The 11064-nt window shown below is 72.4% G+C and carries 9 protein-coding genes; 6 read left to right on the top strand and 3 right to left on the bottom strand.

What is annotated here, in order from left to right:
- The first annotated feature begins 1 nt into the window (after position 1).
- Positions 2-1441 (top strand): aldehyde dehydrogenase family protein, encoded by a 1440-nt coding sequence (locus tag ABD285_RS13040; protein ID WP_284255155.1) that lies wholly within the window; start codon positions 2-4, stop codon positions 1439-1441.
- A 2-nt stretch (positions 1442-1443) separates the two neighbouring features.
- A complete protein-coding gene (locus tag ABD285_RS13035; protein WP_284255156.1) occupies positions 1444-2310 on the top strand; it encodes an aldehyde dehydrogenase family protein in 867 nt (288 codons plus the stop codon).
- Positions 2311-2376: 66 nt separating this feature from the next.
- Here the strand turns inward: ABD285_RS13035 and ABD285_RS13030 are convergent, their stop codons facing one another.
- Positions 2377-3717: a M20/M25/M40 family metallo-hydrolase gene (locus tag ABD285_RS13030; RefSeq protein ID WP_344202919.1), complete on the bottom strand. Its 1341-nt coding sequence runs from the start codon at positions 3715-3717 to the stop codon at positions 2377-2379.
- Between the two features lie 62 nt (positions 3718-3779).
- Here ABD285_RS13030 and ABD285_RS13025 point away from each other — a divergent pair, with 62 nt between their 5' ends.
- The 4 genes from ABD285_RS13025 to ABD285_RS13010 all read left to right on the top strand — a co-directional run bounded on the left by ABD285_RS13025 (position 3780) and on the right by ABD285_RS13010 (position 9131).
- Entirely contained in the window at positions 3780-5282 is a 1503-nt protein-coding gene (locus tag ABD285_RS13025; RefSeq protein ID WP_284255160.1) for an FAD-dependent oxidoreductase, read from the top strand.
- Positions 5283-5338: 56 nt separating this feature from the next.
- Positions 5339-5797: a DUF6804 family protein gene (locus tag ABD285_RS13020; protein WP_344202918.1), complete on the top strand. Its 459-nt coding sequence runs from the start codon at positions 5339-5341 to the stop codon at positions 5795-5797.
- Positions 5794-6858 carry an aldo/keto reductase gene (locus ABD285_RS13015; protein WP_284255162.1) on the top strand — a complete coding sequence of 355 codons (1065 nt, stop codon included), beginning with the start codon at positions 5794-5796 and terminating at the stop codon, positions 6856-6858. Before ABD285_RS13020 ends, ABD285_RS13015 begins: the two co-directional genes overlap by 4 nt.
- Positions 6859-6995: 137 nt before the next feature.
- Positions 6996-9131, top strand: a complete 2136-nt coding sequence (locus ABD285_RS13010) for a DEAD/DEAH box helicase (RefSeq protein WP_284255163.1) — start codon at positions 6996-6998, stop codon at positions 9129-9131.
- A 699-nt stretch (positions 9132-9830) separates the two neighbouring features.
- Here the strand turns inward: ABD285_RS13010 and ABD285_RS13005 are convergent.
- Positions 9831-10703, bottom strand: coding sequence for an aminotransferase class IV (locus ABD285_RS13005; RefSeq protein WP_284255164.1), 873 nt, complete (start codon positions 10701-10703; stop codon positions 9831-9833).
- The gene (locus ABD285_RS13000) at positions 10700-10981 is read right to left on the bottom strand and encodes a tryptophan synthase subunit alpha (protein WP_284255165.1); all 282 of its coding nucleotides are present in this window, start codon (positions 10979-10981) and stop codon (positions 10700-10702) included. Before ABD285_RS13000 ends, ABD285_RS13005 begins: the two co-directional genes overlap by 4 nt.
- Positions 10982-11064: the final 83 nt, after the last annotated feature.

Raw genomic sequence — 11064 nt, 5'->3', positions numbered from 1 at the left:
TATGTCGTTCCTGGAATACGCACCCGCGCCCGAGTCGCGCGCGATCGTGAAACTGCGTCCGAGCTACGGGCTGTTCATCGACGGCAGCTGGGTCGACGGCCACGGCGAGCCGTTCTCGACGATCTCGCCGGCCTCCGAGGAGAGGCTCGCCGAGATCGCGACCGCCGACGAGCACGACGTCGACCTCGCGGTCGCCGCCGCCCGCCGCGCGTACGACCGCACCTGGTCGCGCCTGTCGGGCGCGGATCGCGGCAAGTACCTGTTCCGCATCGCGCGGCTCGTGCAGGAGCGCGCCCGCGAGCTCGCCGTGGCCGAGTCGCTCGACAACGGCAAGCCGATCAAGGAGAGCCGCGACGTCGACGTGCCGCTCGTGGCCGCGTGGTTCTTCTATTACGCCGGCTGGGCCGACAAGCTCGACTACGCGGGGCTCGGCGCGAACCCGCGCGCGCTCGGGGTCGCGGCGCAGGTCATCCCGTGGAACTTCCCGCTCATGATGCTCGCGTGGAAGATCGCGCCGGCGCTCGCCGCCGGCAACACCGTCGTGCTGAAGCCGGCGGAGACGACGCCGCTCACGGCGCTGCTGTTCGCCGAGATCGTGCAGCAGGCCGACCTGCCGGCCGGGGTCGTGAACATCGTGACGGGCGCGGGAGGCACGGGACAGGCGCTGGTGCGGCATCCGGGCGTCGACAAGGTCGCCTTCACCGGTTCGACGGCGGTCGGGCGGGAGATCGCGAAGACGGTCGCGGGCACCCACAAGAAGGTCACGCTCGAGCTCGGCGGCAAGGCCGCCAACATCGTGTTCGACGACGCCCCGATCGATCAGGCGATCGAGGGGATCGTGAACGGCATCTTCTTCAACCAGGGTCACGTCTGCTGCGCCGGTTCGCGGCTGCTCGTGCAGGAGAACGTGCACGCGGAGGTCGTCGACCGGCTCAAGCAGCGCCTCACGACGCTGCGGATGGGCGACCCGCTCGACAAGAACACCGACATCGGGGCGATCAACTCCCGCGAGCAGCTGGACCGCATCCGGAGCCTCAGCGACATCGGCGAGCAGGAGGGCGCCGAGCGCTGGAGCGCGCCGTGCGAGATCCCCGAGAACGGGTTCTGGTTCGCGCCGACGATCTTCGACAACGTCTCCACGTCGTCGACGATCGCCCGCGAGGAGGTCTTCGGGCCGGTGCTCTCGGTGCTGACGTTCCGCACGCCGGCGGAGGCGATCGCGAAGGCCAACAACACGCCCTACGGTCTCTCGGCGGGCATCTGGACCGACAAGGGCTCCAAGATCCTCGCCGTCGCCGACAAGCTGCGCGCGGGCGTGATCTGGGCCAACACGTTCAACCGATTCGATCCGTCCTCGCCGTTCGGCGGCTACAAGGAGTCCGGCTACGGCCGCGAGGGCGGCCGGCACGGCCTCGCGGGCTACCTGAAGGCAGGGAACTGACCATGGCGGATCGGCTGAGCATCCCCAAGACCTACAAGCTCGCGATCGGCGGCGCGTTCCCGCGCAGCGAGTCGGGGCGCACCTACGAGGTCGTGACCCCGAAGGGCGCGTTCCTCGCCAACGCGGCGCTCGCCTCCCGCAAGGACGCGCGGGATGCCGTGGTCGCCGCGCGCGCCGCGTTCAGCGGTTGGGCGGGCGCCACCGCCTACAACCGCGGCCAGGTGCTCTACCGGATCGCGGAGGTGCTCGAGGGCCGGCGGGCGCAGTTCGCCGACGAGATCCGCGCGTCGGAGGGTGCGACCGCCCTGCAGGCCGCCGCCCAGGTGGATGCTGCGATCGACCTCTGGGTCTGGTACGCGGGCTGGACCGACAAGTTCACGCAGGTGGCCGGCTCCGGCAACCCGGTTGCCGGGCCGTACTTCAACCTCTCGGTGCCGGAGCCGACGGGCGTCGTCGCGATCGTCGCGCCCCAGGAGCCGAAGGGCGCGAGCCTGCTCGGCCTCGTCGCGACCGTCGCCCCCGCGCTCGTCGCCGGCAACACCGTCGTGGTGGTCGCCGACCGAGCGCATCCGCTCAGCGCGATCAGCCTCGCCGAGGTGCTGGCGACGAGCGATGTGCCGGGCGGTGTCGTCAACGTGCTGACCGGATCGCCGGCCGAGATCGCTCCCTGGCTCGCGGCGCATGCCGACGTCAACGCGCTCGACCTCAGCGGCGCCGGCGCGCTCGACTGGGTCGACCTCGAGATCGCGGCGGCGGACACGCTCAAGCGGATCGTGTCGCCGGAGCCGGGTGTGCCATCCCGATCCCTGCAGCGGATCCTGGCCTTCACCGAGACGAAGACGGTCTGGCACACGAAGTCCCTCCTCTAGGACCGCCGAGTGACCAAAAATGACCAGTCGCCGACCTGGCGACTGGTCATTTTTGGGCACTCGCGCTCAGAGGCGGCGGAGGAGCTCCTCGTAGAAGCGGAGGCCGCGGAGGTAGGAGGACACGCGGATCGACTCGTCGATCGCGTGCAGGCCGCCGAGCTCGGCGTTGCTGAGCTCGAACGGGAAGAACCGGTACACCGGCCCGATGCCCGTGAAGTGCCGCCCGTCGGTCGCCCCGAGCATCCCGTACGGCGCCGGCAGCACCCCGGGATGCGACGACGCGAGCGCCGCGACGAGCGCCTCCCAGCCCGGTCCCGAGGCGGGCGAGATCGGCGCCGGATCGCCGCCGGTCAGCACCTCGACCTCCACATCCGGCCCGACGAGCCGCCGGATGTCGTCGACCGCGTCGTCGAGCCGCTCGCCGATCGCGACGCGCAGGTTCACGATGGCCGACGCCGACTCCGGCAGCACGTTCGCCGCGGCGGCCCCCCGCAGCTGCGTCACCGTGCGCGTGGTGCGGATCATCGCGGCCGTCTCGTCGCTGCCCGTGCGCATCGCGCGCAGCAGCAGCGGTCGCATGAGCCGCGGATGCCGGTACGCGAACCCGACGATCCCGCGCGCGTGCGGCGCCAGGGCCGCGAACATCGCCGGCAGCACGGGTGGGAGCACCGTGCGCGATGGTCGCGTGAGCGCCGTGACGGCGGCGGCGAGCCGGGTCACGGCGGTGCGTCCGTCGCTCGGCGGGTGCGCGCTGTGGCCCCCCGCCTGGTGCACGCTCAGGCGCACCGCGGCGACGCCCTTCTCGCTGAGCCCGATCGCGGCGGTCGGCTCGGTGATCCCGGGGAACTGCCCCTGCACGATCGCGCCGCCCTCGTCGAGCACGAGCCGCGCGCGCACCCCGCGCTCGCGTAGCGCGGCGGCAGCGGCGGCGGCCGCGTGGCCCATGACCTCCTCGTCGCCCCCGAAGGTCAGCCACACGTCGTGCTCGGGTACGAACCCCTCCCCGAGCAGCGCGTCGACCGCCTCGAGCACCCCCGCGACCGCGTTCTTGTCGTCGATCGCGCCGCGGCCCCAGAGCCGGAGGTCGTCGCCGTCGGGGGTGAGCTCGGCGGCGAAGGGCGGGTGCGACCATCCGGGTTCGTCGGCCGGCACGACGTCGTAGTGCGCCATGAGCACGGCGGCGTCGCCCGGGGAGCGGCCGGGCCAGCGCAGCAGGACGCCGAGGTCGTCGGCGACCGTCTCGACCTCCAGCCCCGAGAAGACGCGCGGGAACAGCTCGCGCAGCGTCGACCGGAATCGTGCGAACGCCGCGCGATCCTCGGAGCCGTCGATGCGCGACACGGTCGGGATGCGCAGCAGCGCGCGCAGCCGGCCGACGGCGGGATCGTCGGCGGCGGCGTCGCTCATGCCTCGATGGTAGGTCGCCGGGAGTCCGCGGGGAGATAGCCCAACGCCCCTAGCGTGCTGACATGGAGACCGACGCGCATCCCTCGCTCTGGCAGCAGTCCGCCCCCGACATCCCCACCGATCGATTCCCGGACGCGGAACGCGTCGACGTCGCCATCATCGGCGGCGGGATCACCGGCCTCGTGACCGCGCTGCTGTTCGCCCGCTCCGGCAAGCGCGTCGCCGTGCTCGAGGCGCGCCGACTGGGCGACGGCACCACCGGCCGCACCACGGCGAAGGTGTCGCGCCTGCAGGGCACGCAGTCGGACCACGTGCGCAGCCGCAACATCGCCGCGGTCGCCCGCGCCTACGCCGAGAGCCAGGCCGCCGCGTTCGACTGGTTGCTCGGATTCTGCGACGAGGCCGGCATCCCGGTCGAACGTCGCGACGCCTTCAGCTACGCGACGACGCGCGACGGTCGTGCACGGGTCGAGGCCGAGTACCGCGCGGCCCGCGCCGTGGGGATCCCGGTCGAGCTCGTCGCGCGCGTCGACCTGCCCTTCGCCACCACCGGCGCCGTGCGGCTCGCCGATCAGGCGCAGCTGGACCCCATGGCACTGGTCGCCGCCCTGGTCGAGGCGATCCGCGCCGCGGGCGGCCTCGTCGTCGACGGCGTGCGGGTGCGGGCCGTGCACGCGAGCTCGCCGGCCGAGCTGCTGACGAGCTCCGGGCCGATGGATGCCGACCGCGTCGTGCTGGCGACCGGCGCGCCGATCCTCGACCGCGGCCTGTACTTCGCGAAGGTGACGGCGCAGCGCAGCTACGCGGCGGCCTGGCGCGTGGCCGAGGACCAGCGGCCCCACGGCATGTTCCTCGACGTGGAGCAGCCCACGCGGAGCGTGCGCACCTCGGGACCGCTGCTGCTCACCGGCGGGTTCGGGCACCCGGTCGGACGCCGCTCGAGCCCGCGCGCCGCCGCCGACGAGCTCGCCGCCTGGACCGCGGTGCACTGGCCGGGCGCGGAGCCGGTCGCCGAATGGAGCGCGCAGGATCATGTGGCGCCGCACGGCGTGCCCTACGTCGGCTGGCTGCCGCGCGGTCGCGGGCGCATCTACCTCGCGACCGGATTCTCGAAGTGGGGCATGACCAACGGTGTCGCCACCGCGCTCACCCTGGTGAGCGACATCCTGGGCGCGGACGGGGGCTGGGAGCCCACCCCGTGGCAGCGCGTGCTGCATCGCCGACCGACCCTGCCGCAGACCGTCGCCGACGGCGTCGGTCAGAACGCGGCAGTCGCGCTCTGGTACGCGAAGGGCTGGCTCGGGGCGCTCGCCCGGCCGGTGGGCGGGTCGCCGCTCGAGGGGATGGGCGAGGTCGGCCGCGACGGGTTCCGGCCCGCGGCGGTCTCCACGGTCGACGGCACCACCCGCGAACTGTGCGCGATCTGCCCGCATCTCGGCGCCATCGTCACCTGGAACGACTTCGAGCTCAGCTGGGACTGCCCCGCGCACGGCTCCCGCTTCGCGCCCGACGGCTCGGTGCTGGAGGGGCCGGCGCGGCGCCCGATGCGGAACCTCGGTGGTTGAGCGGCACCCCGCCTGACGTGCCTGAGCTCAGCGCCCCGCGGCTATCCTGAATCCCGATGAGCAAGGGTCGACCCCCCGCCGGAGGCGTGCCGCTGGGGCGGGGCGCGTCGTCACCCGCCAACCGGCCGGCCAGGACGCCGCCGTCCCGCCCCGGGTCGAAGCGCCCGGACGACCGCTACGGTCGCCCGACGTCGCGCCGGATGGCCCTCGCGCCCGGTCTGCTCGGCGCGATCGTCGTGCTGGCGGGTCTCGCCCTGCTCGACGTCGACACGTTCATCGTGATCAAGTACGCGACCGCGATCCTCGCCGCGATCGTCGGCTGGTTCGCCATCCAGGGCCGCACGTGGTGGGCGCTGCCGCTGCTCGCGGCCGTCCTCGTCATCTGGAATCCGGTCTTCCCGTTCGACTTCCACGGGCAGTGGTGGGTCGCGGGGCAGTTCGGTGCGGTCATCGTGTTCATCGCGTGCGCGATCCTCGTCAGGGTCCCCGCCAAGCGGGAGGATGCCCGGCCGTGAGCGATGGCGAGATGGAGTACCGACGGCTGGGGGCATCCGGGCTCATGGTGCCGGCGCTCTCGTTCGGCACCGCGACGTTCGCGAACGGATCGGGCGCGGGATCCTGGGGCGACGTGCAGGTCGATGAGGCCCGGCGCCTGGTCGACATCGCGCTCGACACGGGCCTGAACTTCTTCGACACCGCCGACGTCTACGCCGACGGCCGCTCCGAGGAGGTGCTCGGCACGGCGCTCGGGTCTCGTCGCGACCGGGCGCTCATCGGCACCAAGCTCAACGGGCGCACCGGCGGGGGCGCGAACGATGTCGGCAGCTCGCGCTTCCACGTCCTGCGCGCGGTGGAGGCCAGCCTGCGGCGCCTGGACACGGACTGGATCGACGTCTACTGGCTGCACGGCTTCGACGCGATCACCCCCGTCGACGAGGTGCTGTCGACGCTCGACGAGCTCGTGCGCTCGGGCAAGGTGCGCTATATCGGCGCCTCCAACTTCTCGGGCTGGCACCTCATGAAGTCACTGGCCGCATCGGATCGCCACGGCTGGGCCCGGCACGTGGCGCACCAGGCGTTCTACTCGCTCGCCGCACGCGAGTACGAGTGGGAGCTGATGCCGCTCGCCGTCGATCAGGGCGTCGGCACGGTGGTCTGGTCGCCGTTGGCGCAGAGCCGGCTGAGCGGCAAGATCCGTCGCGGGGCGCCGCGCCCGGCCGACAGCCGGCTGGCGGTGCGGGGCGAGACCGAGAAGACCGACGACGAGCAGCTGCTCCGGATCGTCGACGTGCTCGACGGGCTCGCCGAGGAGACGGGTCGCACGATCCCGCAGATCGCGATCAACTGGGTGCTCTCGCGCCCGACCGTGTCGAGCGTGATCCTCGGCGCGCGCACCGAGGGCCAGCTGCGCGAGAACCTCGGCGCGATCGGCTGGTCGCTGACGCCCGAGCAGCTGCACCGGCTCGACCGCGCGAGCGCGGTGACGCCGATCTACCCGTACTGGCACCAGCTGGAGCAGGTCGGCGCTCGCAACCCGTTCCCCACGGGTCTGCAGCCGGAGGACCCCGGCGCCTGACCGTGCGCTAGAATAGTCGTGCGCATTCCCCTACCGGCCAAGCCGGGGTCTGGGGGCTCCGCCTCGCGAGAGACACGGGCCGCGCATCCACAGTCCGCGGCGGCTCGCCGTCGCACAGCATCCGCTCGAGGAGAGCAATGGCCTCATCCGGCCAGAAGTCGGGTCAGCGCAAGAACGCGACCCGCCGTCCTGCGACGCGTCGCCGCGCCCACCAGGACGAGACGGGCATCATCCCCGTGCTCGCGCGCACCGTGCGTGAGATCGAGAACGCCGCGCAGCGCGGCAAGGTCGGGCCCTCGGGGCGCACCCGGTTCCGCGTGGTCGCGGCGCTCGTGCGTGAGGAGCGCGCCCGCATCAAGTCCGACACCGGACTCACCGACGCCGAGCGCACCAAGGAGGTGACCCGGCTCGAGGGCATCGCCACGATCATGGCGAAGACGGTCGCCCGCGACTCCAGCCTCATCCCGCTGCTCACCGACACGGCCCCGCTCACCACGGCCGCGCAGGAGCTGCGCCGGGCGATGCTGCTCGACGCGGGCACCGAGCTGAGCCCCGACGACCTCATCGTCGTGACCGAACCGGCCGCCAAGGACGAGGCCGTCGAGCGCCAGGTCGTGCCGCAATCGGTCAAGCAGTATCAGATGGCCAACCCGTTCCTCGCGCCGGATTTCAGCGCCGTGGCCCCGAAGCCGGCGACCAGCGGCCGGCTGGCCAACTGGGAGCTCATCGACCCGCTGTTCCGCTCGTTCGAGCTCGGCGGGGGAGCGGCGAGCATGCGCCTGCCCGCGCCCCGCACCCTCGAGACGCCCGGACGGCTGGAGCTGATGATCCACCAGGCGCGCTTCGTCGAGAGTGCGCGCGAGGGCCACCGCACCTACCTGCTCGCCGACGAGCCGGGCCTCGGCAAGACCGCACAGGCGCTGCTCGCGGCCGACGTGGCGCACGCGTTCCCGCTGCTGGTCGTCGTGCCGAACGTCGTCAAGGTCAACTGGGCGCGCGAGGTCGAGAAGTGGGTGCCGCAGCGCAGCGCCACCATCGTCAACGGCGACGGCGACGACATCGACGCGTTCGCCGACATCGTGATCGTCAACTACGAGGTGCTCGACCGCCACGTCGCGTGGCTCTCGCGCCGCGGGTTCAAGGGCATGATCGTCGACGAGGCGCACTTCATCAAGAACAAGGAGTCGCAGCGCTCGCGCAATGTGCAGGCGCTCTCGCGCAGCATCCGGGCGACCTCGCCGAAGGCGTTGTTCATCGCCCTGACCGGCACGCCGCTGATCAACCAGATCGAGGACTTCCGGATGATCTGGCAGTATCTGGGCTGGATCGACGAGAAGAAGCCGCTGCCCGAGCTCATGCAGCGGCTCGAGGAGACCGAACTCGATCCCGGCGAGCCCGGGTTCTTCAGCGCCGCCCGCGAGGCCGTCGTCGAGATGGGCATCGTGCGCCGCCGCAAGGAGGACGTCGCGGCCGACATCCCGGCGCGGCGCATCGCCGACATCCCGGTCGAGCTCGAGGGCGAGGCCGGCCGCTCCATCCGCGCCGCCGAGGCCGCACTCGTCGCGCGCCTGGTCGAGCGCTACCGTCGTCTCACCGCGGCGCGTCCGGAGCTGGGTCGCGACGACGCCATCCGGCTGGTCGCCGCAGCGGAGCTGGAGGAGACCAGGTCGGCCGGGGGCGACGGCACCTCGGGGGCGAAGGGCGCCGACAACGTCTTCACGATGGTGCGCCGCATTGGTCAGGCCAAGGCCACGCCGGCCGCGGACTACACCGTCAACCTGGCGCGCAACGTCGGCAAGGTCGTGTTCTTCGCCAAGCACATCGACGTGATGGACACCGCGGAGGCGCACTTCCGCGCCGCAGGCCTGAAGACCGTGTCGATCCGCGGCGATCAGACGCCCAAGGCCCGCACCGCGGCGCTCGACGCGTTCACCAACGATCCCGAGGTCTCGGTCATCGTCTGCTCGCTCACCGCGGCCGGCGTCGGCATCAACCTGCAGGTCGCCTCCAACGTCGTGCTCGCCGAGCTGTCGTGGACCAACGCCGAGCAGACGCAGGCGATCGACCGCGTGCACCGGATCGGGCAGGAGCTGCCCGTGACGGCCTGGCGGATCATCGCCGCCGGCACGCTCGACGGCCGGATCTCGGAGCTGATCGACGCCAAGGCGGGGCTCGCGGCGCGGGCTCTGGACGGCGCGACGGCCGACGATTCGGCCGAGGGCTCGGTGCAGCTGGAGGCGCTCGTCGCCCTGCTGCGCGACGCGATCCGGTAGGAGCGAGCAACCTTCAACCATCTAGCGAGGGTTGACCCGTTGCGCTCCGTTCAGGGACGAGTAACGTCGTCTCCACTGAAGGAGATGAGTCCGATGGGCTGATCAAGAGCAGTAACAGAAAGGCCCCCGGGGCTCGACGAACCGTTCGGCGCAAGCCGAGTGGAACGCGGCGATCGGGGGCCTTTCGTCTGCCCGCGGTCCGAGACGGAGACGGAAGCAGGCGCCGGCCTTGTACCCCGATTTGTCCCCCACGCGGCGGACACCCCCTCTGGGGACATGCGCTGGGCTCGTCTTCCTGCGTAATCTGGGTCTCGCACTAGTCGGGGGACTAGCGGCGGCGGCAGCCTCGTCGATGACGCGGACCGCGATACGGGGGTAGAACCGGTCGCGCGGACGAGGCGCCGCCGCCAGTACTTTAAGCGCTCACAACCCTCAACCATCTAGCGAGAGTTCACGTCTTGCGCGGGGTCCGGGCCGGGAGCATGCTGGGGCAACCGAAACGGCGATCCCCGAAGCCGGTGGCGCAAGCCGCGGGGCAGGGGCCGCATCCGGGTCCGGTGGGCAACCATCGGGCACGGGAGCGGTGCACCGTGGCGTAGGGCTCTCGGCCTGGCGTCGCGGGGCGTGGCTCGGCCCTTGGGCCGGTCCGCCGGATCGTTACTGAAGGCCCCCGGGTTTCGGCCCGGGGGTCTTCGTATGTCAGCCCGTGCGCCCGCGCAGGAACGCGTTCATCGCGTCGGAGAGCTCCCGATCGACGGGCACCTCGGCGTGGTCGACGGCCCGGATCGGCGCCGCGTGGCGCACGCTCGAGACGAGCCAGGCGGCATCGGCATCGAGCAGGTCCTGCGGTCGCAGCAATTCGTACACCGGCTCCAGCCGTCGGGTCGGCGCCCAGTCGAAGAGATCGGCCTGCGTCGTGCCGGGCAGGATGCCGGCGTCCAGCGGCGGCGTCAGCAGCCGGCCGTCGCGCAGCAGCACCACGTTCGCGGTCGGCCCCTCGAGCAGGTAGCCGTCGCTCGAGACGAACACCACGTCGTCGGCGCCGCGCCGCGCCGCCTCCCGCACGGCGGCCCGGTTCACCGCGTAGCTCAGCGTCTTGGCGCCCGCCAGCAGCCACGGCGAGGTCTGCGCGACGTCGTGCCGCACCCCGCGGTCGAGCATCACGACGTGGATGCCGCGGGTGCGCGCCGCGCTCGCGTCGGGCGACGCTGTGGCGTACGCCCATCCGCTCGGCACGCCGCCGCCCTCGATGCCGCGGGTGAGCACGATCTTGACGAACGACTCGGGAACCGGGTCGATCGCGCCCGCCACGGCGACGATCGCGGCGCGCCAGGCGCCGGCATCCGGTGCGGGCAGATCGAGCATGGCGGCCGAGCGCGCGAACCGGGCGAGGTGCGCCTCGAGCGCCTGCGGGTGGCCGTCGCCGACGCTGATGGATTCGAAGATGCCGTCGCCGCGCGTCGCCGACAGATCGAGTGCGCTCAGCAGCGGCGCGGCGGGATCGACGAGCTCGTGGCCGAGGGTGCGCTCGCCGTCGGGCGAGAACCACAGCACCGCGAGGGCGGCGCTCACACCGGCCACCGGATGCCGTCGAGCCGGTCGCGCAGGTCGTCGACCGTCGGTCGCAGCGCGGGGTACGCGCCCACCACCCGGTCGAGCGCCGCGTCGGTGGTCGTCGCGTCCGGGGCGAGCTCCGCGTGCAGCAGCAGCACCACCATCTCGTCGACGGTCGGCATCTCGTGCATGAACGCCCACGGGTCCTCGCCGCCGCGCAGGCGCTCCTCGATCACCGTGCCGAGTTCGTCCTGCGCCTCCGCACGCAGGACCTCCAGGCTCGGTGGCGTGCGCATGCATTCGAGCCTACGCGCGCGCTCCGACGCGGGTCGCGGGCACGCGCCGGAGGTTCGCTGAGTAAGCGGGCCGGGCATCCGGA

The organism is Pseudolysinimonas kribbensis (assembly GCF_039531715.1).
Classification (GTDB): domain Bacteria; phylum Actinomycetota; class Actinomycetes; order Actinomycetales; family Microbacteriaceae; genus Pseudolysinimonas; species Pseudolysinimonas kribbensis.
Note: the sequence above shows the minus strand (reverse complement) of the source record. Positions and strands in the feature narration are given on the sequence as shown.

Excerpts from the sequence above, each read along its gene's own strand:
- ABD285_RS13040 (WP_284255155.1), top strand. The coding sequence starts at position 2 with ATGTCGTTCCTGGAATACGCACCCGCGCCCGAGTCGCGCGCGATCGTG.
- ABD285_RS13035 (WP_284255156.1), top strand. The coding sequence starts at position 1,444 with ATGGCGGATCGGCTGAGCATCCCCAAGACCTACAAGCTCGCGATCGGC.
- ABD285_RS13030 (WP_344202919.1), bottom strand. The coding sequence starts at position 3,717 with ATGAGCGACGCCGCCGCCGACGATCCCGCCGTCGGCCGGCTGCGCGCG.
- ABD285_RS13025 (WP_284255160.1), top strand. The coding sequence starts at position 3,780 with ATGGAGACCGACGCGCATCCCTCGCTCTGGCAGCAGTCCGCCCCCGAC.
- ABD285_RS13020 (WP_344202918.1), top strand. The coding sequence starts at position 5,339 with ATGAGCAAGGGTCGACCCCCCGCCGGAGGCGTGCCGCTGGGGCGGGGC.
- ABD285_RS13010 (WP_284255163.1), top strand. The coding sequence starts at position 6,996 with ATGGCCTCATCCGGCCAGAAGTCGGGTCAGCGCAAGAACGCGACCCGC.
- ABD285_RS13000 (WP_284255165.1), bottom strand. The coding sequence starts at position 10,981 with ATGCGCACGCCACCGAGCCTGGAGGTCCTGCGTGCGGAGGCGCAGGAC.